At 72.8% G+C, this 21,528-nt stretch carries 24 protein-coding genes and 1 tRNA gene; 10 read left to right on the forward strand and 15 right to left on the reverse strand.

Annotated elements, in window-relative coordinates:
- The 3 genes from ACFE60_RS08655 to ACFE60_RS08665 all read right to left on the reverse strand — a co-directional run.
- Positions 1–473: RNA polymerase sigma factor (locus ACFE60_RS08655; protein ID WP_375388448.1), on the reverse strand; the 473-nt coding region annotated here is incomplete at its 3' end.
- A gap of 191 nt (positions 474–664) precedes the next feature.
- Complete coding sequence (locus ACFE60_RS08660) at positions 665–1,015, reverse strand: type II toxin-antitoxin system HicB family antitoxin (RefSeq protein ID WP_375388449.1); 351 nt, start codon at positions 1,013–1,015, stop codon at positions 665–667.
- Entirely contained in the window at positions 1,012–1,260 is a 249-nt protein-coding gene (locus ACFE60_RS08665; RefSeq protein ID WP_375388450.1) for a toxin HicA, read from the reverse strand. Before ACFE60_RS08665 ends, ACFE60_RS08660 begins: the two co-directional genes overlap by 4 nt.
- 203 nt (positions 1,261–1,463) lie before the next feature.
- Here ACFE60_RS08665 and ACFE60_RS08670 point away from each other — a divergent pair, with 203 nt between their 5' ends.
- Positions 1,464–1,904, forward strand: a complete 441-nt coding sequence (locus tag ACFE60_RS08670; protein WP_375388451.1) for a hypothetical protein — start codon at positions 1,464–1,466, stop codon at positions 1,902–1,904.
- A 156-nt stretch (positions 1,905–2,060) separates the two neighbouring features.
- Here the strand turns inward: ACFE60_RS08670 and ACFE60_RS08675 are convergent, their stop codons facing one another.
- The 3 genes from ACFE60_RS08675 to ACFE60_RS08685 form a co-directional block, all read right to left on the reverse strand.
- Positions 2,061–3,182, reverse strand: a complete 1,122-nt coding sequence (locus ACFE60_RS08675) for a hypothetical protein (protein WP_375388452.1) — start codon at positions 3,180–3,182, stop codon at positions 2,061–2,063.
- Complete coding sequence (locus ACFE60_RS08680) at positions 3,179–3,490, reverse strand: helix-turn-helix transcriptional regulator (RefSeq protein ID WP_375388453.1); 312 nt, start codon at positions 3,488–3,490, stop codon at positions 3,179–3,181. The genes ACFE60_RS08675 and ACFE60_RS08680 overlap by 4 nt, the downstream gene beginning before the upstream one ends.
- A gap of 70 nt (positions 3,491–3,560) precedes the next feature.
- Complete coding sequence (locus ACFE60_RS08685) at positions 3,561–4,016, reverse strand: luciferase family protein (protein ID WP_375388454.1); 456 nt, start codon at positions 4,014–4,016, stop codon at positions 3,561–3,563.
- A gap of 73 nt (positions 4,017–4,089) precedes the next feature.
- Here ACFE60_RS08685 and ACFE60_RS08690 point away from each other — a divergent pair, with 73 nt between their 5' ends.
- Together ACFE60_RS08690 and ACFE60_RS08695 are read left to right on the forward strand one after the other, a co-directional pair.
- A complete protein-coding gene (locus tag ACFE60_RS08690) occupies positions 4,090–5,379 on the forward strand; it encodes an Nramp family divalent metal transporter (RefSeq protein WP_375388455.1) in 1,290 nt (429 codons plus the stop codon).
- A gap of 35 nt (positions 5,380–5,414) precedes the next feature.
- Positions 5,415–6,098 (forward strand): metal-dependent transcriptional regulator, encoded by a 684-nt coding sequence (locus tag ACFE60_RS08695; RefSeq protein ID WP_375388456.1) that lies wholly within the window; start codon positions 5,415–5,417, stop codon positions 6,096–6,098.
- A 34-nt stretch (positions 6,099–6,132) separates the two neighbouring features.
- On the opposite strand, the gene ACFE60_RS08700 is transcribed toward ACFE60_RS08695, so the two are convergent.
- Positions 6,133–6,900: an SDR family NAD(P)-dependent oxidoreductase gene (locus ACFE60_RS08700; RefSeq protein ID WP_375388457.1), complete on the reverse strand. Its 768-nt coding sequence runs from the start codon at positions 6,898–6,900 to the stop codon at positions 6,133–6,135.
- A gap of 296 nt (positions 6,901–7,196) precedes the next feature.
- On the opposite strand from ACFE60_RS08700, the gene ACFE60_RS08705 reads away from it, so the two are divergent.
- The gene (locus tag ACFE60_RS08705) at positions 7,197–7,865 is read left to right on the forward strand and encodes a TetR/AcrR family transcriptional regulator (RefSeq protein WP_375388458.1); all 669 of its coding nucleotides are present in this window, start codon (positions 7,197–7,199) and stop codon (positions 7,863–7,865) included.
- On the forward strand, positions 7,862–9,424 hold the full coding sequence (locus tag ACFE60_RS08710; RefSeq protein WP_375388459.1) for an FAD-binding oxidoreductase: 1,563 nt from the start codon (positions 7,862–7,864) through the stop codon (positions 9,422–9,424). The genes ACFE60_RS08705 and ACFE60_RS08710 overlap by 4 nt, the downstream gene beginning before the upstream one ends.
- Before the next feature lie 8 nt (positions 9,425–9,432).
- On the opposite strand, the gene ACFE60_RS08715 is transcribed toward ACFE60_RS08710, so the two are convergent.
- The 3 genes from ACFE60_RS08715 to ACFE60_RS08725 are packed head-to-tail and all read right to left on the reverse strand — an operon-like array spanning position 9,433 to position 12,435.
- Positions 9,433–11,151 (reverse strand): discoidin domain-containing protein, encoded by a 1,719-nt coding sequence (locus ACFE60_RS08715; RefSeq protein ID WP_375388460.1) that lies wholly within the window; start codon positions 11,149–11,151, stop codon positions 9,433–9,435.
- The gene (locus ACFE60_RS08720; RefSeq protein ID WP_375388461.1) at positions 11,148–11,762 is read right to left on the reverse strand and encodes a signal peptidase I; all 615 of its coding nucleotides are present in this window, start codon (positions 11,760–11,762) and stop codon (positions 11,148–11,150) included. The genes ACFE60_RS08715 and ACFE60_RS08720 overlap by 4 nt, the downstream gene beginning before the upstream one ends.
- Before the next feature lie 49 nt (positions 11,763–11,811).
- Positions 11,812–12,435 carry a hypothetical protein gene (locus ACFE60_RS08725; RefSeq protein WP_375388462.1) on the reverse strand — a complete coding sequence of 208 codons (624 nt, stop codon included), beginning with the start codon at positions 12,433–12,435 and terminating at the stop codon, positions 11,812–11,814.
- A gap of 203 nt (positions 12,436–12,638) precedes the next feature.
- Here ACFE60_RS08725 and ACFE60_RS08730 point away from each other — a divergent pair, with 203 nt between their 5' ends.
- The 3 genes from ACFE60_RS08730 (at position 12,639) to ACFE60_RS08740 (ending at position 14,563) form a co-directional block, all read left to right on the forward strand.
- Positions 12,639–13,118: an anthrone oxygenase family protein gene (locus ACFE60_RS08730; protein WP_375388463.1), complete on the forward strand. Its 480-nt coding sequence runs from the start codon at positions 12,639–12,641 to the stop codon at positions 13,116–13,118.
- An 87-nt stretch (positions 13,119–13,205) separates the two neighbouring features.
- The gene (locus ACFE60_RS08735; RefSeq protein ID WP_375388464.1) at positions 13,206–13,886 is read left to right on the forward strand and encodes an ABC transporter ATP-binding protein; all 681 of its coding nucleotides are present in this window, start codon (positions 13,206–13,208) and stop codon (positions 13,884–13,886) included.
- 41 nt (positions 13,887–13,927) lie between these two features.
- Entirely contained in the window at positions 13,928–14,563 is a 636-nt protein-coding gene (locus ACFE60_RS08740) for an ABC transporter ATP-binding protein (RefSeq protein ID WP_375388465.1), read from the forward strand.
- 3 nt (positions 14,564–14,566) lie between these two features.
- Here ACFE60_RS08740 and ACFE60_RS08745 read toward each other — a convergent pair whose 3' ends face one another.
- The 3 genes from ACFE60_RS08745 to ACFE60_RS08755 all read right to left on the reverse strand — a co-directional run bounded on the left by ACFE60_RS08745 (position 14,567) and on the right by ACFE60_RS08755 (position 18,960).
- Positions 14,567–17,662, reverse strand: coding sequence for an FtsX-like permease family protein (locus tag ACFE60_RS08745; protein WP_375388466.1), 3,096 nt, complete (start codon positions 17,660–17,662; stop codon positions 14,567–14,569).
- A 117-nt stretch (positions 17,663–17,779) separates the two neighbouring features.
- A complete protein-coding gene (locus ACFE60_RS08750) occupies positions 17,780–18,478 on the reverse strand; it encodes an NAD(P)H-binding protein (protein ID WP_375388467.1) in 699 nt (232 codons plus the stop codon).
- Positions 18,475–18,960: a pyridoxamine 5'-phosphate oxidase family protein gene (locus ACFE60_RS08755; protein WP_375388468.1), complete on the reverse strand. Its 486-nt coding sequence runs from the start codon at positions 18,958–18,960 to the stop codon at positions 18,475–18,477. The genes ACFE60_RS08750 and ACFE60_RS08755 overlap by 4 nt, the downstream gene beginning before the upstream one ends.
- An 89-nt stretch (positions 18,961–19,049) precedes the next feature.
- On the opposite strand from ACFE60_RS08755, the gene ACFE60_RS08760 reads away from it, so the two are divergent.
- Entirely contained in the window at positions 19,050–19,517 is a 468-nt protein-coding gene (locus ACFE60_RS08760) for a MarR family winged helix-turn-helix transcriptional regulator (protein ID WP_375388469.1), read from the forward strand.
- A 481-nt stretch (positions 19,518–19,998) separates the two neighbouring features.
- On the opposite strand, the gene ACFE60_RS08765 is transcribed toward ACFE60_RS08760, so the two are convergent.
- Positions 19,999–20,070: transfer RNA gene (locus ACFE60_RS08765), tRNA-Arg, on the reverse strand.
- Between the two features lie 69 nt (positions 20,071–20,139).
- Entirely contained in the window at positions 20,140–20,787 is a 648-nt protein-coding gene (locus tag ACFE60_RS08770; protein ID WP_375388471.1) for an NADPH-dependent F420 reductase, read from the reverse strand.
- A 78-nt stretch (positions 20,788–20,865) separates the two neighbouring features.
- Here ACFE60_RS08770 and ACFE60_RS08775 point away from each other — a divergent pair.
- On the forward strand, positions 20,866–21,528 hold a 663-nt coding region (locus ACFE60_RS08775; RefSeq protein WP_375388470.1), incomplete at its 3' end, for a transglutaminase family protein.

A 21,528-nucleotide genomic window follows, 5' to 3' on the forward strand; every position in this document is an offset into this window, starting at 1 on the left:
TCGGATCCGATGCGGCTGCAGTCGGGCTCGGTCAGCAGGCCGCGAAGTCGCTTGTGCGCCCGGTGCAGCCGCACGCGTGCTGCGTTCTCGGTGAGGCCGAGCAGTCGGGCGACCTCCGGGACCCGGTAGCCGTCGAGGGCCGTCATGGTGACGAGCACAACATCGTGCTCGGGCAATCGCCGCAGCGCGGTCACCAGCTCGCTGCGCAGCAGGTCGTCGTCGATGCGGGCGAACGCTCGCGCCTCCCGGTCGTCGTGCTCGCGTGGGGCACGGCGCAGCAGCGCCTCTCTCCGGATCAGCGCCCGGTGATTGTTGCGAGACAGGTTCGCCGCCGTGACCAGCAGCCACGGCAGCACGGAGGCATCGACCAGGAGGACGGACTCGCGCCGGCGCCACAGCTCGAAGAACGCGGACGCCGCGACCTCCTCCGCGTCCGCCGTCGATGCGACGAGCCGCAGCGCCTGCCGGAACACGGCGTCCCGGTGCAGGTCGAACAGCCTCCCGAACGCCGCCCCGTCGTGATCGAGCGCGGCAGCCCACAGCAGCCGCTCATCGTCAGGACTGTCCGTCGCACCTCAGAGTGTTCGCGGCGGCCGCATCCATCACACGCTGCCGGAGGCGCGTCGACGGAATGGAGTACCTAGGAGGGCTGGAGCCCATCCCGTCAAGCCGTGAGCTGCCGTTCGAGGAGGGACGAGGCGTACGCGTTCAAGCTCTCCTGGTGCTGCAGGGCCTCGGTCGCCAACCTGCGATGCAGCTGCGCCGACACCCGCAGGTTCAGGCGCCCGCTGAACGAGCGGTCGGCCAGCGGCGGCGGCACGGGCTCCCCGCTGGCGCGCATGTCCTCGACGACAGATGCGACCAGTCGCGCCAGTCCCTTGAGCGCCTCGATCTGGTCGGGCTCCAGCCAGGACAAGGACGGGAACTCGGCGACCGTCGCGACGAACTCCTCGTCCTCGGGGGACCATGCGACTGCGTACCGGTAGTGGGTGATGTCGATCGTCTCGTCCGTCACGAGCTCTCCTTCAACTGATCGATCGCCTTGACGAGCTGGCGCACCTGATACGGCTTGGCCGAGCCGTTCTTGTCCTGCAGGTTGATCCGCGGGTCGCCCTGCCACGGTGTCTTGAAGACCACGTGACTCCCGCCTCGCTGGCGAGGCTCGCCGAAGTGAGCCGTAGCCAACGCGACTGCCTCGACGAACGAGATCGATTGCGGCGCGATTCGTGCGCGCGCCTCGATCTTGGCCACCTTCGTCATCCCACCAGATGGTGCCATAAATGGTGCCTAGGGGCAAGGCGCCGACTACGGTCCGCCGTCGTAGTTCGATCGAGGCAGCAGGCAGGCTCGCGAAGGCGTGCCGCTCGGTTCCCCCGGGCACCCGCACGGGGGCATGTCTCAGAAAACGAGGACGGGTTACGGTTCAGCGCCCCTCCGGGCATCGACAACGGAACGGACCCTCGATGAAGCAGCTTCTCCCCGTGATCGCCGCAGGCGCGGCGGCCGCCGCCCTCGTGCTCGCGCCCGCCCTCACGGCCTCCGCCGAGCCGGTGCGCGTCGCCGCGAAGGCGTCGACGCACTACACGCTCACCGTGGACGGGAACGGCGACCGGGCGACGGTGGCGTGGGCGAGAGCGACGGTGAAGGACATCTCGGCCACACCCACGATGCACACCGTCCGAGCGGCGAAGGAGCCGTGGACGAAGAGGCTCAAGGTCGGCGCGGACCTCTACGAGGTCGTCGCCGTGCAGACGACGGGCAGCAGGCTGACCTGCACGATCAAGGACCCGAAGGGCGCGATCATCGCGCGCTCCTCCTCCCACGGGAAGAACACCATCGTGACCTGCATCGCGGCGACGGAGGCCGGGCTCGCCGGGCCGTCCTCGGGGTCGACCGCCGGCTGAGGCGTTGCCTCCGTACCCGTCCCCGGGTGTGGAGGCGGGCCGCCCGGGTCGTTCTGCAGGACGACGTGCCTCGTGCAGGACCAGCGCCGGGAGTCCCGTCCTGCACCACGGTCGTGGTCCTGCAGACCGACCGGCGATGACCCCGCCGAGTAGCCGTCAGCCGGCCGTCGCCTCGATCCGCCGCATCCGCGCGCGGGGCGCCCACCCGAGGGCGACGGCGGCTCCGGCGAGGGCGAGCTGTCCGACGAATGCGAGCAGCGCGGAGGCGATCGAGCCGTCCCCGCCGGTGACGCCGAAGGAGTCGGCGATCGACATGCCGATGCCGAAGCCGGCGAAGAACCGGAAGAACACCGCCGCGCTGACGAGCGCCAGGAGCAGGATCGCGATTCTCCTCGGCGTCAGCGCCGACATGTGCCTGGTCGCCGCCGCGGCGGTCACCGCGATCCCGGCCGCGAGCCAGAAGGCGGCCCAGACCGCGACGGCGCCGACGTTCGCGCCGATGCTGAAGCCGTCGCGCTCGACCATGCCCTCGTAGATCGCGGGCAGCGGCAGCGTCGGCACCTTCGACAGCGGGTTCCAGACCAGCACGTCGATCCCGCCGATCACCACGACGGCGACGAGCAGCGCCAGCCCACCGGCCGCGACCGGGAGGCGCTGGGCGCGGCTCGCCGATCGCGGAAGCAGCTGCAGCGGTCCCGAACCGGCCAGCACGACGGCGCCGGCGGCCACGCCGGCGAGCAGGATCAGCAGACCCGCGAGCGGCAGGACCGGCCCCTCGACCGCGCCGCGGACGCTCACGACGAGGAGCGCCGGTCCGCACACGACGGCCAGCAGCGAGGCGCGAGCGAGCCACGTGCGGGCCGTGAACCCCGCGCCCACGAGGAGGATCGCGCCGGACGCTGCCGCGACGGCCGCGATCACCGCGAGCACCCGCGCCGCGACGAGGAACCCGGCTCCAACGACCGGCGCAGCGCCGGGATCCGGCGTGTTCCCGCCCGTGAGGTACAGCCCGGCGAGCACGCCGCACGCCGCGACCACCAGTCCCGCACCGCGGCGGGCGAGACGGCGCGGCAGCGTGCCCCGCGGCTCGCCCGTGTGCTCGGGTCGATCTCGATCGATCCGGACGACGAGGGCGATCGCGCCGAGCAGGACCCCTGCACCGGACAGCCCGACCTGGGACGCGCCCGCCAGATCCGCGCGCCACTCCTCGAGGTAGCGACCGCGCGCCGCTGGAGGCAGTAGGCGCGCCAGCAGCCGCAGCGCCGGATCGCCGGTCACGCGCCCGCTCCCGCTGCGACCTCGCCGAGGTCATGGGGGCGGGTAAGGGTGGCGGCCTCCGCACGAAGCACGCCCGCCGCGGCGGCTCGGCCGTCGGGGCTCAGCTCGTAGAGCCGGCGTCGCGGGCCGCGGCGCTCGGTCGCGGTCTCCCACGTCGACGACACCCAGCCGGCGCCCTCGAGCCGCTCGAGGATCGGGTACACGCTGCCGGCCGGTCGGCCCGTGCGCTTGATGACCAGCAGCCCCCAGATGCCGCGGTCGTCGTCCTCGATCAGCACCCGCAGCACGTCGGCGGTCGCGGCGGTCATGCGGGGGAGAGGTTCCACACGTCTACGCTACCTATGTAGAGATAGAAGGCGCAATCGTGGGTCCGCGTGCTCAGACACCCCGCGCGAACGCGATGCTCTCCTCGATCACGGAGAGGACGGTTCGCACCTCGTCAGGCGAGCGCGGGCCGTAGACCATGAACTCGGTGCCGAAGTCCGCGTACTGATGCGGCTCGGCCCATCCGAGGCGGGTCAGCTCCTGTCCCCGCTCGGCGGGCAGGCACAGGTGCACGCTCGTGTCGTCGACGCCGTGGAGATGCGCCGGCTCCAGCCGGCGGCCGGGCGCGAGCGAGGTCCGCGGGTCGCGCTCAGTCAAGAGATCGACGAGGAACACGGCGCGCGACGAGATCGGCGAGACCTGGCTGCGCCCCTCCTCCGTCCCCGGCAGGGCGAAGACCTCGGCGACCAGTCGGCCCCACAGCTCCGGCGACGCGCGCTGGTCCAGCTGGCGGTGCGGCCCGTCGTCGGAGGCCGCCGGCCGGGAGCCCGCCCGGGGCGTGTCGATCATCCCGGCGAGCCTAGGTCGCACCACGCCGTGTCGCTCACCCCTGCATGACAAGAGTTAAGGTACCTTAACTTCCATGACCAGCGCGGGTAGGGACGTCGTCGAGCGACCGGCAGACGTCGAGGGAGCGGCTCCGGCCCAGCAGCCGGCGCCCGGCAAGCCGGAACGTCGGCTGATCTGGCTGCTCGGGCCCGCCTTCGTCGCAGCGATCGCCTACGTCGATCCCGGCAACGTCGCTGCGAACCTGACCGCCGGGTCCTCCTACGGGTACCTGCTGGTCTGGGTGCTGGTGGTCGCCAACGTGATGGCGGTGCTGATCCAGTACCTCTCCGCGAAGCTCGGGCTCGTCACCGGCAAGAGCCTTCCGCAGCTGCTCGGCGACCGCCTGCCGCGCGCCGGACGGCTCGCGTACTGGGTCCAGGCGGAGGTGGTCGCCGCGGCGACCGACCTCGCCGAGGTGATCGGCGGCGCCATCGCGCTGCAGATCCTCTTCGGCGTCCCGCTGCTGCTCGGCGGGCTGATCGTCGGGGTGATCTCGACGATCCTGCTCGTGGTCCAGTCCCGCGGCGGGCAGCGGCCGTTCGAGTTCGTGATCATGGGGCTGCTCGCAGTCATCGCGACCGGGTTCGTGGCCGGCCTGCTGGTCAGCCCGGTGTCGCCCGGCGACGTGATCGGCGGGCTCGTGCCTCGGTTCGAGGGGACGGAGACGGTGCTGCTGGCCGCCGGCATGCTCGGCGCCACGGTGATGCCGCACGCGATCTACCTCCACTCCGGCCTCGCGCGCGACCGGCACGGGCTGTCGGAGAGCGTGGCGCGCACCGGCCGGCTGCTCCGCGCGACCCGCTGGGACGTGGTGATCGCGCTGGTCATCGCCGGGTCGGTGAACATCGCGATGCTGCTGCTGGCCGCCGCGAGCCTGCGCGGCGTCGACGGCACCGACACCATCCAGGGCGCGCACGCCGCGATCACCGCGTCGCTCGGCCCCGTGATCGGCGCGATCTTCGGCATCGGGCTGCTCGCCTCCGGGCTCGCGTCGACCTCGGTGGGCTGCTACGCCGGGTCGACGATCATGGGCGGCCTGCTCCGCCTCCGGGTGCCGCTGCTCGTCCGCCGGGTCGTGACGCTGATCCCCGCCCTGATCGTGCTCGCGATCGGCTTCGATCCGACCCGGGCGCTCGTGCTGAGCCAGGTGCTGCTGAGCATCGGCATCCCCTTCGCGCTGATCCCGCTGGTCGTCTACACGAACAGCCGCGTGCTGATGGGCCCGTTCGTCAACCGGCGCGTGGTCAGCGTGCTGGCGTGGGTGGTGACGGCGCTGATCGTGCTGCTGAACCTCGCGCTGATCGTCCTGACCCTGCTCGGCTGAACCGGCCAAGACCCGCGACGGATACCGTGGCGGAGGTGGACATCGACACCCTCACCCCGGTCGCCCAGGACTACGTGAAGGCGATCTGGACGGCCACGGAGTGGGGCGACCCGCCGGCCTCCACGACGGTGCTCGCCGCCCGGTTCGGCACGAGCGCGGCGAACGTCTCCGAGACGATGAAGCGGCTGACCGCGCAGGGGCTCGTCGTCTACGAGCGGTACAAGCCCGCGGTCCTCACCGATCGGGGCGCCGCGGTCGCGGTCGCGATGGTCCGCCGCCACCGGCTCATCGAGACCTTCCTGGTCACGACGCTCGGCTACGAGTGGGACCAGGTCCACGAGGAGGCGGAGCGGCTCGAGCACGCCGTCACGGACGAGTTCATCGACCGCATCGACCAGCACCTCGGCCGTCCCGCCGCGGATCCCCACGGCGACCCGATCCCGGACGCGCAGGGGCGTTCCTCCCCGCCGCCGGGTGCTCGCCGGCTGGGTCACGCGGAGCCGGGGGAGTACGTCGTGCGCCGCGTCTCCGACGCCGATCCGGAGCAGCTCGCCGAGGCGACCCGGCTCGGTCTCCGACCCGGGCGGCACGTCGTGCTGCGGCGGCCGGAGGGCGGGGAGGAGACGACCCTCGAGGCGATCGCACCGGAGCCCCTGCCGCTCGGGACCGCCTCCGCGATCTGGGTGACGCCCGCGGAGCCGACGGTCAGCCCCGGCTGATCCGGGGCGGCGGACCGGGGCGCGGTCCGTCGGCTCAGTAGATGCTGTAGCCGCCGTCGATCGTGAGCACGGACCCGGTCATGAAGCTCGAGGCGTCGCTCGCGAGGAACACGATCGCCGGGCCGAGCTCGTCGGGTTCGCCGGCCCGCTGCTGCGGGGCGTCCTCGATCCAGTACCGCTGGAACCGCGGCTCGTGCAGCGGCGTCATCTCCGTGCGCATGTACCCGGGCGCGAGAGCGTTCACCCGCACCCCGTGCGGCGCCCACTCCGCGGCGAGGCTGCGGGTGAGGTGGTGCACCGCCGCCTTCGACGCGTTGTAGGCGGGCTGCCACTGCGGCCGGTTCACGATCGACGCGGACATCGAGCCGATGTTGACCATCGTGCCGCCGCCCGACCCGATCATGTGCCGCCCGAACACCTGGCTCGCGATCCACAGCCCGTCGAGGTTCACGCCCATCACGTCGCGCCACTCGTCGTCCGTGACGTCGAGCGCGGGCTTGTGGATGCAGGCGCCGGCGTTGTTCACCAGCACATCGACCCGGCCGAATCGCTCGGTCGACTCGGCCAGCAGCCGCTCGACGTCGTCGCGGCGCGTGACGTCGGCGAGCACGACGAGCGTCGAGCCGGCGGTGTCCGCGAGCTCCTCCTCGACCGCGGTGGCCGCAGCGGCGTCCCGTCCCACGATCACGACGTCCGCACCGGCCTCGGCGAGGGCGCGGGCGAACGCGCGGCCGAGGCCGCGCGTCGATCCGGTGACCACCGCGGTCCTGCCGGTCAGGTCGAATCGGTCGAGCACGGGCATGGTCGTCTCCTCGTGGATCAGGGCAGCAGCAGGCGGATCGCGACGGTCGTCGAGCCGGAGCGCAGCCGCCAGGTGCCGTCGTTCTTCGGCGTCCGCGTCCAGATGCGGGCCGCCGAACGCTACAACGATGGAAACCGCTCCAGCGGAGGCTGACATGGACCTCTCAGGCGGTGGAGGACGACTCGATCGCCGGCGCGACGGAACGGGCGGGACTGCGGAGCCGAGGCGCTCCGAGCGCTCTCGACACCTGTCGACAGACACTCGACACGTGTCGAGTCACGGGCTACGGTCAGGCAATGACGACGCTCGAGACGCTCCCGCGGCGCGTCCGCCACGCAGCGCAGCGCGCGAGCCGACCTCCTCGGCCTCCAGCGGGCGACGCCCGGGAGCAGGTCCTCGTCTACACCGCCCTGGAGCTGCTGCGGTCCGGCGTGTTCGCAGACGCGACCATCGCCGACCTCGCGGCGGCCGCCGGGATCTCGCGCGCGACCTTCTACTTCTACTTCGCCTCGAAGGAGGCGCTCCTCGCGAGCGTCCTCGACCGGTCGGTGCAGGGGTTCAGCGACCGGATCGCCGGTCTGCTCGGCGCAGGACGGACCGCCGACGCGGCCGACGCGCTCACGAGATCCGTGCAGGCGGCCGCGCAGCTGTGGTGGGACCACGCGCCCGTCCTGGTCGCCGGCTTCGAGCTCGGCGCCCGGCATGCCGCGGTGTACGAGCGGACGCAGTCGAACCTCGCCGTGGTCCTGGAGCCGACCTCGGCGCTGCTGCAGCGGGTGCGGCGCGTGCCGGAGGCGGCCGATCCCGAGCGGGCCGACGTGCTCGTGCTCGCGCTGATGCTCATGACCGAGCGCAGCCTGTACCACCTGATGCGAGGCTCGCCGACGCTGGACGACCGTCGGCGGACCACGGAGGGTCTCGTCGCGATCTGGCTGCGCGCCTTCGGCCTGGAGGAAGAACGATGAGCCTGGACACCACCACGGGCGCGGCGCTGCTGCTGCTCGACGAGGCCGAGCGGATCGTCGGCGCGGCACACGTGCGCCGGCCGGGCGACGACGGCTTCGCCGAGCGGTACGGCGACCCGTACACCTTCGCCGACGGCTTCGCCACCGCCGCCGCCGGTGCGGTGCTGCCCGCCTCCGTCGACGAGGTGCAGCGGATCGTACGGGCGGCCGGGCGGGTCGGCGCGTCGCTCTGGACCGTCTCCCGCGGGCGGAACCTCGGCTACGGCGGCGCGGCGCCGCACGACCCCTCCAGCGTCGTGCTCGACCTGGGCAGGATGAACGCGGTCCGCGCCGTCGACCCCGACCTCTGCTACGCGGTGGTCGAGCCGGGGGTCAGCTTCTTCCAGCTGCACGAGCACCTCCGCGCGATGGATGCGCCGCTCTGGACCTCCGTGCCCGACCTCGGCCACGGCAGCGTGCTCGGCAACGCGCTCGAGCGGGGATTCGGCTACACCGCCTACGGCGAGCACGGGCAGTTCCTCTGCGGCATGGAGGTCGTGCTGCCGGACGGCGAGATCGTGCGCACCGGCATGGCCGCCGTCACCGACTCGTCGACCGCGCATCTGTACAAGGGAGGGTTCGGCCCGTCGCTGGACGGCCTCTTCCAGCAGTCGAACCTCGGTGTCGTGACGAGCGTCGGCGTCTGGCTGATGCCCCGCCCGCAGACGGCCGCCGCGTGCCTGCTGCACGTGCCGGGGCCGGGGCAGCTGGCGGAGCTCGTCGACACGGTCCGCCCGCTGATGCTGGACGGCACGATCGACAGCGTGGCGATCGTCGGCAACGCGCTCGCGATCGCGTCGCAGCTGATGCCGAGGGCGGCGGTGTCGGACGACCCGGCGCCGCTGAGCGACGAGCGCATCGCGCAGGTGGCCGAGCGCATCGGGATCGGCTGGTGGAACGCGAAGTTCGGCCTGTACGGCGCCCAGGAGGTCGTGGAGGCGAAGCTCGAGGTCGTCCGCCGGGCGGCCGCGCGGATCGGCGCGACGGTCGACGTGCGGGTCCATCCCGGCGACGTCGATCCGGCCGCGGTGCACCCGGCTGACCGCGCGCAGCTGGGCATCCCCTCCGGCGATCTCATCCGGATGGCCGCGTGGCGCGGCGGCGAGCCGGCGCACACCGACTTCTCCCTGGTCGCACCCACGACGGGAGCGGAGGCGCAGCGGCTCGTCGAGCTGGTCGCCCCGGTCGTCCGCGACGCCGGCTTCGACCACGCGGGCGGCTTCACCATGTTCGGCCGTCACGCGGTGATGCTCACGCTGCTGGCGTTTGATCGCTCGGACGCCGACGAGCGTCGTCGGATCGACGACCTGTTCGAGCGGCTGATCGCCGTCTCCGCTGCGGCCGGGTTCGTGCCGTACCGGTCGCATCTGCGCTTCATGGATCGCATCGCGGGCCTGTACGACTTCAACGACGGCGCCGCCCGGCGGCTGGTCACCCGCATCAAGCGCACGCTCGACCCCGGCGACGTGCTGAGCCCGGGGAAGCAGGGCATCCGCGCGGCGCCCGATCCGGCGGGCTGACCGAGGCGCTACGGACCGAAGGCCTGCACCTCCGCGAGGCTCAGGTTCTGGTTCGCGGTCTGCTCCTGCACCATCACGTACCGGCCCGTCTGCCCGGCGGGCAGGGGCACGGTGGTGAACGGCGACGGCGCGCTCGTCAGGTGCACGGACCAGACCCCCGGCTGCGTGGCCTGCGCCGCCGGCGTCAGCGCGGTGTTGAACGCGCTGCTCGACACGAACACCCAGTAGTCCGACAGGCGGCTGCCGCAGCAGTCGGTGCGGTTCCAGACGCCGATCGAGGACAGCGACCGGGTCGCGCCGAGATCCGTCGTCCACCACGAGTTCGTGTCGGTGTTCGTGTGCGTCACGGATCCGTCGTTGAAGACGCCGTCCGTGTTGCCGTCGACCGCGCGGGAGGCCGCTCCGCCGTAGGCGGTGCTCGACTGGTTCGCCGTCGTCCCCTTCGCGAGGTCACGGGCGGACGTCACCGGCGACGAGCCGTACACCTGCACCTCCGCCAGGCTGAGGTTCGCGCTCACGTTCAGCTGCACCATCACGTACCGGGCCGAGGTGCCACCCGGAGGGGTGATGGTGGCGGAGGGGGAGGGCGCGGTCGTGACGTGGGTCGACCAGACGCCCGCCGTCGCCGCCTGCTGCGCCGGGGTGAGGCTCGTGTCGATCGGCGCGCTCGAGGCGAACACCCAGTAGTCGGCGAGGCGTGAGCCGCAGCAGTCGGTCCGGTTCCAGAGCCGGATCTGCGAGACGGTGATCGTGTAGTCGAGGTCCACCATCCACCACGGGTTCGGGTCGACGTTGGTGTGCGTGACGGAGCCGTTCGCGTACACGCCGTCCGTGTTCCCGTCCACGGCTCTGCCCGCCGGGCCGGGTGGCGTGGCGCCGGTGCTGGACTGCGACGCGTTCCGCCCCTCGGCGTAGTCCTGCGCGCCGCTGACGGCGGCGGCGTGGTTGGTGACCTGGGTCGTGGTGAGCGCGGAGCCGTACACGGCCGCGTCGGCGAGCGTCCCGGTGAACGCCGCCGCCGCCGAGGAGGTGCCGTTCGGCGTCCAGTCGGCGTAGGCCACATCGCCGAACCCGATCCGCCAGTAGAGGTTCGCTGCCGTGTACAGGGAGACGGGCGCGGCTGTCGCGACGGAGGTGCCGTCGATGAAGAGCCGCAACCCGGCGACCGGCGAGTAGACAGCATCGACGAGGTGCCAGGCGCTGTCGTTGTAGGAGCCGGTGCTGGTCGCCGTCACGCCGTGCGACGTCGCCGTGTCGAACATGCCGAACACGATCTGCCCGCTCGGCGCCATGAAGACGACCCGGTCGCGGTTCCCGGACGACGAGGTGGGGGAGGCCCAGGCGCCCATGAGCAGCCCGCCGGCCGTCGTCGTGGTGCGGAAGAGGATCTCCTCGGTGAAGGTGGTCAGCGTGCCCGGGTTCATGGCCGTCGCGGTGGTGACGCCCACGTTCGCGGCGCCGCTCAGCGTGACCGCGGAGTCGCCGTCCGCCGGGCAGGGGCCGGCATCGCGGTAGGTCACTCCGGACGCCGAGTAGGTGCCTGGCCGTGCGGCGGTCTGGTCGATCGCCGTCGTCCCGGTCGTCTCGCTGAGCTTCCACCAGTCGAGCGGGGAGTCGGCGGCGATCCGGTCGGAGCACGTGAACCGGGGGGCGGCGGCGTAGGTGTTCGCGCCGTCGCCGGTCGTGGCGGTGTAGGGAGCCGCATGCGCCGGGGGCGCGCTGATCATGACCACGACGAGCGCGGCGACGGCGCCGACGGCTGCAGGCGCATCGCGGCGCCGGCGGGAGCCCGGCCGGCGCGTGCGGGGCGGCCGAGGTGTCCGGGTCCACCGCCCTCCGGATCGGGACGGAACACGAAGCAGCCGGCGATGAGGACCGACAGGCCTGTGGCTGCGGCGACCATGGACGCGGTGTCGTGGTCCGTCGCCCACAGGTACGGCAGTCCGAGCAGCGGCACCCGCAGCGCCGCCACCCCGCGAAGCGCGCTGATGGGTGCCGGCGACGAATCGGCGTGCGGGTTGGCGTCGCCCCGGGTCACGAGCCCGCCGCCGTCGGTGACGTCGACGAGTCGGTGCAGCCGCAGCGCACCGATCCGGTCGGGGTCGTCGACCAGCACGACCTGACCGATCCGCAGGTCGGCGGTCGAGACCGGCCGGGAGACGATCAGGTCACCGACGCCGAGCCCCGGTCGCATCGAGCCCGACATCACGACCGTGTCGTGCCAGCCGAGCCCAGCGGGCACGAGGGTGGCGAGCGCGAGCGCCATCAGCAGCCCGGCGACGGCACGGGCGGACGAGCCGATCGCCAGCGCGACCCAGCCGCTCCGCCACCTCGTCACGCGCCTACCCGCTCGTCCTCACCCCGCCGAGCCCACCGGCTCCGTCGGATCAGCTGTTCTGCTCCTCCCAGACGAACGTGATCGCCGCAGTCCCCCCGGCGGTGCTGCTCGGCGCCGCGGGATCGACGGTGTAGTCGAACTTGTACGTCCGGGCGACCGTGCCGCCCGCGGGCGCCCAGGTGCCCGCACCGGTCGCGAAGCCGGTGGAGGACGACGCGAAGGAGGCCAGCGAGCCGGTCGCGTACACGGTCGGGTTGGTCGGGTCCGCGACGAACGCGCCGCATCCGCCTCCGAACGAGCCGCCGGTGCCGAGGCTGACCGTCAGGTTGATGGAGCTCGAGAGCGCCTGCGTCGTGCTCGCCGACGTCCCGTACAGCTTCACGGTGCCGGGCAGGGAACCGCTCGACGTCACGACGATGCACCGGCTGCCGGTCGAGCCGGGCTTCAGGTTGGTCGCGGTGAACATCGCGGAGCCGCTGTCGTCGTCCGCGATGGAGACCGTGCCGGCGGACCAGCTGTTCGACCCGTTCGTGGTCGTGGCGGAGAACGAGGAGTAGGAGGCGTTCCACACGATTGCGGACGCACCGGCGAGCGCGACCAGCACGGCCGTGAGCGTCGCGAGCTGCGCCGCGCGCGAGCCCGGCCGGGCCGTGATCGTCTTCGTCGATGTCACTTGGAGCCCTCCGTCCCGTGAATCGGAGGATGATCACACGCGCCCCGCCCCGCGTGTCGCAGCGACACGGGCAGTGCTCGAACTGCCGAGGTGCGAGGAACGCGCACAGGAGATGGTGCGGGTGTGGCGATGGTCACGAGGCGGCAGGCGGCCTGCCGAGCTCGCGTCCATCCCCCTCCCACGCGACGACCCGATGATGAGTGATGCCGAATCGGTCGCTGCTGCACTACGTCGCGCTGCTGACATCCGCGCTCTCGACGGGGGTGCTCTTCGGGACCTGGGCGAGCCTCGGGCCGTCGGTCCGGACGTTCTCCCCGCGGACGTACGTCGACGTGCAGCAGGCCACGGTCCGCAACCTGCGTCCCGTGATGGGGCCGCTGCTGCCGACGGCGGTCGTGTCGACCCTGGCCGCGTCGGCGCTCCCTCGCGGCGACGACCGCGCGGCGACCGTCCTGCAGCTCGCCGGGTTCACGGGGCAGCTGGCCGCCCTGGTGCTCACGGCGGCGGTCGAGCTGCCGATCAACGCCAGGGTCCTGACGTGGTCGCCGGACGACCCGCCCGAGGGGTGGCAGCGGACCCGTGACCGGTGGGCGAGAACGCACACGGTCCGGACGGCGACCTCGGTGCTCGGCCTCGGCGCCTCGCTCGCCGCGGCCCTCTTGCGGTCTCCGCCATCACGCTGACTCCTCCGAGACCGACGGGGTCGTCGCGGAGCCGAAGCGCTCTAGGGTCGATCAGCGCGGGCTCGGTCCGCGCGGTCCGGAGGTGCGGTGGCGGGCGGAGCGCCGGTGCTGGTCGAGGCGCTGACACACGTCTACGACGCGGACGGGGCCTCGGCGCCGGCCCTGTCGGACGTGTCCTTCCGCGTCGACGCCGGGCGGCGCGCGACGATCGTCGGGCCGTCCGGCTCCGGGAAGTCGACACTGCTCACGATCCTCGCGGGGCTGCAGCGACCGACGTCGGGGCGGGTGGTGGTCGGCGAGGTCGAGGTCACCGCGGCGTCGGAGGCCGAGCTGTCCGCGCTGCGTCGTCGGATGTCGGTCGTCCTGCAGGATCCGCGCCGCAACCTGCTGCCCTACGGCACGGCGCTCGACAACGTCGCGTTCGCGCAGCGTGCGGATCCGACGGCGCGCAGGCAGGATCCGCAGGCCCTGCTCGCATCGCTCGACCTGGCGGCGCTGGTGGATGCGCGGGTCGACCGGCTCTCGGGCGGGGAGCGGCAGCGGGTCGCCATCGCCGCCGGGCTCGCGCTCGATCCCTCGGTGCTGCTGGTGGATGAACCGACCAGCGCGTTGGACGCCCGGTCCCGCGACGACGTGCTCGAACTGCTCGAGCGCGTCAGCGCCGATCGAGGTGCGACGCTGCTGACGATCACGCACGACGACGTGGTCGCGGAGCGTCTCGGCGGCGCGCTGCCGATCGAGGGCGGCCGGTTGCGGGCCACCGGATGACCTCCGGGCACCCGGTGAGGCCGGAGCGCTCTGCGGAAGCGATGCTGGCGGGCTCGGACCTGCGGTACCGGCGTGAGGGCCGGGTGGTGCTCGACGGCGCCTCCATCACGGTCGCCGCGGGCGAGGCGGTCGCGGTGACGGGGCCGTCCGGGTCGGGGAAGTCCACCCTGCTCGCTCTGCTCGCCGGCCTCGAGCCGCCCGACGGGGGACGGGTGGAACGCCGGGTGGACCCGTCCCGGATCGGGATGGTGCTGCAGGGGCACGGGCTGATCAGCCTGCTGACCGCGGAGGAGAACGTCGCGCTGCCGCTCCAGGCTCGCGGACGGGAGCTGTCGAAGGCGGCGATCCGGCGACGGTCCCGGGCGGCGCTCGACGCCGTCCGGCTCGGCGAGGTCGCGACCCATCTGATGGAGGCGCTGTCCGGCGGGCAGCAGCAGCGGGTCGCGGTCGCCCGGGCGCTGGTCGTCGACCCCGCGGTGCTGCTGGCCGACGAGGTCACGGCGTCCCTCGACGCCGAGACCCGGGGGCTCGTCGTCGACCTGCTGCTCGCCCGGGTGGCAGCCGGGATGAGCCTCGTGCTCGCGACGCACGACCTTCGTCTGGCGGCGCGCGCCGATCGCGTGATCCGCATCGAGCAGGGCCGCCTCGTCGAGCTGGGCCGCCTCGTCGAGGGCTGAGGGCTACTCCTCCGACTCCCGCAGCCGTCCCGCCGAGCCGGCCCTCATCACCCGCGACGCCGCGAGGAAGCCGGCGAGGACCACGAGCAGGACCAGGACGAGCGTGGACAGGGCGACGGGCAGCACGGGCGGCAGCGCGATCGCCGGCACCGGGGTCGGCAGGCTCGACTGCGGGATGAGCGGCAGGGCGACCAGCACGGTCAGCAGGCCGGCCGGGACGCCCACCACGACCGCCGTGCCCAGCAGGAGCAGCTGCTCGAGCAGCGCCGCCCGCCGCACGGTCGCGCGCGGCACCCCGAGGCTGCGGAGCGCCGCGGCCTCGTAGGACCGGCGGCGGACCGCCGCCCCGATGGAGACGGTGGTCCCGCCGATGGCCAGCAGGGCGCCGACGACGGCCGTCACGGCGAGCAGCAGCAGCGCGAGGGCCGGCCCCTCGCGGGCGAGCTGACGGGTGCGCCCGGCGATCGAGGTCGGCCCGCCATCGAGCCGCAGGCCCGCGTCCTGAAGCCGGCGGACGGCGTCGGCGGGCGCCGATCCGGAGAGCCAGACGCTCCACCTCGCATCGATCGAGAACGCCGGGACCGCGCCCTGCAGCGCGCCGACGTCGACGACCGCGCCGCGGTCCAGCACGACCGGCAGCACGGGCGCGCGCTGCACGATGCGCAGGTCGGTCTCCAGGCCGTTCGCGTCCTGCACCCCGAGGTCCCCGCCGATCCGGTCGGTGGTGACGCCCCTCGGCGTCGTCGCGGCACGGACGGAAGCCGGGGTGGAGGGGTAGTGCACGCCGTTCGCCTCCCCGCTGTCCGACACGAAGCGGTCGACCAGCCCTGCGCTCGACGGGCGGACGCGGTCCTCGACCTGACCCCGGAACTGCGCAGCGGTCCACGTGCCGCCCGTCAGGCGCGCCTCCAGCGCGCGCCCGTCGACCGTGATCGAGGAGACGACGGCGGTGCCGCTGACCCGGTCGAAGGCGTCGATCGACCGGACGAAGGACACGCCGTCCAGGCTGCAGCCGTTCCCGCACGGCACGGACGCCGAGTAGCCGCGGCGTCCGTCGCGCAGCACGTCGGACAGGACCCCGAACTCCCTGCCGCTGCGGTCGCGCAGCTCGAACCGCAGCTGCGGCGCGGCGCCGCGGAGGTCGGCGAGCGTCACCTCCGCGGTGATCCTTCGTCCCGTGACCGCCAGGGGAGGCGGCGCGTCACCGAGCACCGCCTGCTTCAGGTCGGCGGGAGCCGGCAGGCCGCGGGCGGCGGCCAGGACCTCCGGTGCTCGTCGTGCGTCGATCGCGAGGACCGAGCCGTCCGTGAAGCCGCCCCCGCCGTCCGGCAGCCAGGTCGCCGCAGCCGCAGCCCAGCGGCCGTCGGGATCCGCTCGGTGGACGGCCGAGACGGGGTCCTCGCCGATGGCGACGTCGAGGCGGTAGACCTGCGCCGCGCCGACCTCCGCCGATGCTCGGGCATCCCGGTTCTCGACGGCGATCGCTTCACCGGCGACCCCGAACGTCGCCAGGCCGACCGCGACGGCGAGCAGCGCGACGAGGCGGAGACCGGCCGGCCGGCGCACGACCTGCCGGACGGCGAGGAACATCGCGACCCGGTGGGTGCCCGCGGTCGCCGGGACGACCGGGCGGAGGAGCACGGGCAGCAGCCGTGCGCCTCCGAGGCCGGCGGCGACGATCAGCAGACCCGGGCCGAGCAGCACCAGCGGTCCTCCGCGGTCCGTCCCGAGCACGGCGAGCGCAAGGAACGCGACGACTCCGCCGCCGATGATCGCGAGATCGAGGAGGAGCGTCCGACCCGGACGCTGCACGGTCCGGGTGCGGCGCCACTGCTCCAGGACGGGGCGGGAGAGCACGCGGCGCGCGCTCAGCCCGATCGCGGCGACGCCGCCCACGAAGGCGACCGCCGAGGCCGCGATCGCCTCCCACGGCAGCGTGACCGGGGTGTCCGGGCGCAGCACCGCTGCCGTGAGCACCGCGTTCGCACCGAAGGCGAGCAGCAGCCCGACGGGTACCGCCGCCAGCAGCAGCGCGAGCGGCTCGCCGAGCGCGAACCGCAGCAGGGCGCGAGCCGGGAACCCGCGCAGCTTCGCCAGCGCGACGTCGGCGCTGCGCGCCTCGATCGTCTCGGTGAGCACCTGGAACAGCACCAGCAGCCCGAGCACGCACAGCTGCAGGATCACGAGCAGGGTCCCGACGTCGATCCGGGAGCCCTCGATCGCCGCCTCGTCGAGCACGGCGCCCAGCCGGGTCGTGGCCCGGATCGGCGTGAGATCGGAGTGCACCTGCTGGTACGACGCGATGTCCGTGCGCAGATCGGCGATGTCGGCCAGGTGCACCGCCGTGACCGCGAGCGGCCGATCCACCTCGCCGCGCACCAGCGATCGGGACGGGAGCAGCCGGAAGGTGCTCCGAGCGACGAACACCGCATCGGTGATCGCGGGCGACGTGTCCGTCGCAGCGCCGTTGTGGAAGAAGCCGCCGTCCGACCAGGCCGCCGACTCGGAGTCGATCGGCTGGTACACGCCCACGATGCGCAGCCGCAGCGGCGGGTCCGAGACGTACTGCCCGGGCGGATCGGTGTTCAAGTCGATCGTGGCTCCGAGGCGCCAGCCCAGGCCGCTCGCGGCCGAGCGGGCCGACACCATCGTCTCCCCGGCAGCGGTCGGGCAGCTTCCGGACTGCAGCCGCACCTCGGCGCACGCGTTCTGCCGCCACACCATCTCGGTCCGGGCGCCGCTGAACCCGGGCCCGGCGCTGCTCTCGCTGGCCATCCGGAGCGTGCCGACGCTGCTGGGGAAGAACGCCGAGCGGGCGACCCGCTGGCCGGCGTCGACGCGCAGCTGCGCTTCCCGCATCGTCTCGTAGGTGTCGCTGCCGGTCAGCCCCTCGAGATGGAGGCCGGTCGAAGCCCCGGACGCGACCAGCAGGTCGCGGAGTGCCGTCTCCTTCGCGGCCCTGGCGAAGAGCGGCCCGAGCGCGGCGCCCGCGAGGACGACGGCGGCGCATGCGACGACGAGGACGGAGAGGGCCGCCCGCCATCGGATCGCGCGCAGCAGCAGACCGGACCCCGCCGCCCCGGACCGCTTCAACCGCATCGGGTGCATGCTAGGCGCGCCCCGCCCGGGTGCTGGGATCTCGCGCGGAGGATACGCGCGGCCGCGAGGCGTGCAACCCGCTTCAGCGCTTGAGGATCTCCCGCCGGATGGTCTTGATCACCTCGAGGCGGAGGTCCGGGTGGCGACGCCGGCTGTCCGCCGGATCCATTCGTGGTCGTCGAGCTGGTCGAGGAGCATCGCGGCGAGGTCGGCCCTGGCCATGGCGGGGAGGTCGATCCTCGTGTCCGCGATCGCGTACGTGGATGCCGGGTCGTAGGTCAGTGCGGGCGGCCGGACGATCGTCCAGTCGAGGCCGCTGGTGGAGACGATGCGCTCCATCTCGAGCATGTCGTCGTAGAGGGTGCGGGTGTAGGTCGATCGCCAGAGTCGCAGCAGCAGGGTCCGCAGCGGGTTCTTCGTCGTCTCCTGCTTCGGCACCGCCATCGAGGTCACGACGATGAGCCGACGGCCGCCGTGCTGCCGCATGGCGTCGACGAGCTCCCGTGCGCTCCTCGAGTAGACGGTGACCGGCTTCCAGGTGTACGCCGTGCCGATCACCGAGACGACCGCATCGGCCCTGGCCACGACGGCGTCGATCGTGCTCGGGTCCGTCGCATCGCCGCCGACCACGTCGATGCGCTCGTGCACGATGGGGAACGAGGCCTGGTTCCTGGTCAGCGCGGTGACCGCGAGGCCGCGATGCAGCGCCTGCTGCACCACCTCCCGCCCCGTGGGGCCGTTCGCGCCGAGCACGAGCACGCGACGGGCGCCGTGCTCGTCCCGCGCGTCCTGCGGCAGGCCGTCCTCGGGGCTCACAGCCGAACGGTGTCGTTCGTGATCGGATCCTGCTTCGGGTTCCCGGTGACGGCGGCTCGGAGGTTGCCCGCGACGAACGCGACGGTGCTGGTGGGCGCGTCCCAGTACTCGGCGGTGTCGGCCCGAACCTTGATCAGCGTCAGACCCGGCGTGTCCACGCCGTCCGGGAACCACGCCTTGAGCACCGGCGTGTACAGCTCCTCGGCCTTCGCCCGGTCGTGCACGACCTCGGCACGGCCGGCGATCGACGTCCACGAGTGGTGCTTGTCGTCGCTGAAGCTCACGTTGACCTCGGGCGCCGCCGCGATCTGGGCGACCTTGGCGGAGTCCTCGTAGGCGAAGAACCACAGGTCGCCGTCGAACTCCACCTCCTGCACGCCCATCGGGCGGCTGACGTGCTTCCCCTCGGCCGTCATCGTGGTCAGCATCGCGACCTGCGCCTGCTCGACCAGCTCGGCGACCTTCTCGCGGTCGTTCGTCATCTCGTCCCTCTCCGCCTTCTAACAGAAATCTGTTGGACGAACGTACGGCGCGGTCCTGCGGGCAGGATGTGAACGTGGAGCATCGCGCGATGACGGGGGATGAGCTCGACGCGAACCTCACCTGGAGCCTCGTCCGCACGGCTCGCTTCGCGGGACAGCGGTTGTCCGACCGGCTCGCCCCGCACGACCTCACACCGATCCAGTTCGGCGTGCTCGCCCACCTGAGCCTCGCCGAGGAGATGACGCAGGCCGCATTGGCCCGGAAGGTGCTGATCCGGCCGCAGAGCATCGCGCCGCTGCTCAGCGCGCTCGAAGGCCGCGGGCTCGTGGTGCGCACCGGGAGGCGATTGCGCGGGCGGCGCAACCCCGTCCGCCTCACCGAGGCAGGTCGCCGAGTCCTCGACGACGTGCGGGACGTCGCGCTCTCGGCGAACGACCTCACCGACGCCGGCCTCACCCGGGAGGAGAGCGCCCAGCTGAACGCGCTCCTGCTCAAGCTGATCAGCGCGATCCCTCCGGGCGACTCCGGAGGTGATGCGCAGCTCTGGAGGGCGTGAGGGGACGCGACCGAACTGTTCCGTCCGCCTCGCACGCATCGTGCCGTGACGCGCCGACCGAAGCCGGCGCTCGCTCCCCCCTTGCAGTCGCTCTCCTCCGCCACCGCACCGAGCCGACTCAGAGCATCCGTCCGACCGACGCCTCGGCATGACGCGCTCGTGGCGCCGAAGCGCTCTCGCATCAACGACGGTCTGCGTCTGTGAACTGCGAGGAAGGTCGCGCTCCGTCTGAGCTCCGACACACGGCTGCAACCCGCAGATGCGACAGCGGTGCAGCGGATGCTCCGGCACACCTCAGCCGAGATCACGCTCGATGTCGACGCGGACCCGTTCGACAACGGCCTGGACACCGTGGCTGTCGCACTGGATCGAGCGCTGACACACGATTGCGTTGCCGATTCGCAACCACGAGACGGATCTGGCTGAAGAGGTAGAGGCCCGTGATCGGTTCACACCGTGATCACGGGCCTCATTCGGGGCGCGCCCCTACCAAGATTCGAACTTGGGCCTCTGCCTCCGGAGGGCAGCGCTCTATCCCCTGAGCTATAGGGGCCGACGGGACGCCCAAGGTTATCAGCCCGGGCATCCCGCGATGCCGACGCGCGGCGGCTGCGGCTTCGGGTCAGCCGTTCTTGTCGTGCGTGGCCGCGGCGAGGTGCCGCTCGAGGCCCTGCGCGTCGTCCGGCTGCACGTAGCCGGGCTGGTCGCGCTCGATGCGCCAGCTGTCGGCGAGCGCGCCGCCGTCGACGACGTCGAAGCCGAACTCGTCGATCAGGTCGGCGACGAGCCGCCGCGCCGCCGCGTCGTCCCCGTAGACGGCGAGCGCGCGCCGCCCGGCGGTGCCGGCCGGGGAGCCCTTCGTCGTCAGGTCGGCAGCCATGATGTGGTTGAACGCCTTGACGACCTTCGACCCGGGCAGGCGCTCCTGCAGCAGCCCGGCCGTCGTCGCCTCGTTCGCGTCGAGGCGGGCGATCCGCCCGTCCCGCTGCGGGTAGTAGTTGTTCGTGTCGATGACGACCTTGCCGTCGAGCGGCGCGACCGGCACTAGGTCGATGGACTTCAGCGGGATCGTGACGACGACCACGTCACCGGCCGCGGCCGCGTCCTCGGGGGTCGCCGCGGAGGCGCGCTCGCCGAGCTCCGCGACCAGGTCGCCCAGCGTCTCCGGCCCGCGGGAGTTGCTGATCACGACCGAGTAGCCGTGCTGCACGCCGAGCCGAGCGAGCTGCGCGCCGATGTGGCCGGCGCCGATGAGTCCGATGGTGGTGATGCCCTGCACTATCATGTCCGGGTCAAGCCGCCCGGGCCGCGCAATATGCCCGAAACCGCCGACTGCCAAGGTGCTGCCATGCGACGCACCGTCTCCGCGGCAATGGACCTCGACGTCGCAGCGGCGTCGGACCTCGTGATGGCGGTCACGGTCGTGCCGCTGCCCGGCCTCACGGTCGACGAGCTCCTGGTGGTCGAGCTGGACGGGGCGCCCCTGCCGGTGCGGCGGCTGACGGAGGCGACGGGTACCCGTCTCCACCTCGCGCACGCGGAGGCGGGCAGGGTGACCGTCCGCTACGACGCCGAGGTGGAGGGGACGGCGCAGCCGGCGCCGGTGGACGAGCTCGATCTGATCGCTCAGCGTCGGCCGAGCCGCTACTGCGAGTCCGACCAGCTGCTGCCGACCGCGCAGGCGGAGTTCGCGGGGCTCGACGGGAAGGCCCTGCTCGACGCGGTGTCGTCGTGGGTCGGCGCGCAGCTCAGCTACCTCCCCGGCTCGAGCAAGCCCACCGACGGCGCGACCGAGACGCTGCTCGCCCGGCAGGGCGTCTGCCGCGACTACGCGCACCTGGTCGTCGCGCTGCTCCGCGCCCTCGACGTGCCGGCCCGGCTCGTCGCGGTCTACGCTCCCGGGCTGGACCCGATGGACTTCCACGCCGTCGCCGAGGCGTACCTCGAAGGCGCCTGGCATGTCGTCGATGCGACCGCGCTCGCTCCGCGGGCGTCGCTGCTGCGCATCGCG

Origin of the sequence: uncultured Amnibacterium sp. (assembly GCF_964245895.1) — a bacterium.
In the GTDB taxonomy this organism is placed as follows: Bacteria; Actinomycetota; Actinomycetes; order Actinomycetales; family Microbacteriaceae; genus Amnibacterium.

What these genes read in the sequence shown, in the direction of transcription:
- ACFE60_RS08665 (WP_375388450.1), bottom strand. Translation starts at nt 1,260, where the DNA reads ATGACGAAGGTGGCCAAGATCGAGGCGCGCGCACGAATCGCGCCGCAA.
- ACFE60_RS08670 (WP_375388451.1), top strand. Translation starts at nt 1,464, where the DNA reads ATGAAGCAGCTTCTCCCCGTGATCGCCGCAGGCGCGGCGGCCGCCGCC.
- ACFE60_RS08680 (WP_375388453.1), bottom strand. Translation starts at nt 3,490, where the DNA reads ATGACCGCCGCGACCGCCGACGTGCTGCGGGTGCTGATCGAGGACGAC.
- ACFE60_RS08685 (WP_375388454.1), bottom strand. Translation starts at nt 4,016, where the DNA reads ATGATCGACACGCCCCGGGCGGGCTCCCGGCCGGCGGCCTCCGACGAC.
- ACFE60_RS08690 (WP_375388455.1), top strand. Translation starts at nt 4,090, where the DNA reads ATGACCAGCGCGGGTAGGGACGTCGTCGAGCGACCGGCAGACGTCGAG.
- ACFE60_RS08700 (WP_375388457.1), bottom strand. Translation starts at nt 6,900, where the DNA reads ATGCCCGTGCTCGACCGATTCGACCTGACCGGCAGGACCGCGGTGGTC.
- ACFE60_RS08705 (WP_375388458.1), top strand. Translation starts at nt 7,197, where the DNA reads ATGACGACGCTCGAGACGCTCCCGCGGCGCGTCCGCCACGCAGCGCAG.
- ACFE60_RS08710 (WP_375388459.1), top strand. Translation starts at nt 7,862, where the DNA reads ATGAGCCTGGACACCACCACGGGCGCGGCGCTGCTGCTGCTCGACGAG.
- ACFE60_RS08715 (WP_375388460.1), bottom strand. Translation starts at nt 11,151, where the DNA reads ATGATCAGCGCGCCCCCGGCGCATGCGGCTCCCTACACCGCCACGACC.
- ACFE60_RS08730 (WP_375388463.1), top strand. Translation starts at nt 12,639, where the DNA reads ATGCCGAATCGGTCGCTGCTGCACTACGTCGCGCTGCTGACATCCGCG.
- ACFE60_RS08740 (WP_375388465.1), top strand. Translation starts at nt 13,928, where the DNA reads ATGCTGGCGGGCTCGGACCTGCGGTACCGGCGTGAGGGCCGGGTGGTG.
- ACFE60_RS08745 (WP_375388466.1), bottom strand. Translation starts at nt 17,662, where the DNA reads ATGCGGTTGAAGCGGTCCGGGGCGGCGGGGTCCGGTCTGCTGCTGCGC.
- ACFE60_RS08755 (WP_375388468.1), bottom strand. Translation starts at nt 18,960, where the DNA reads ATGACGAACGACCGCGAGAAGGTCGCCGAGCTGGTCGAGCAGGCGCAG.
- ACFE60_RS08760 (WP_375388469.1), top strand. Translation starts at nt 19,050, where the DNA reads ATGACGGGGGATGAGCTCGACGCGAACCTCACCTGGAGCCTCGTCCGC.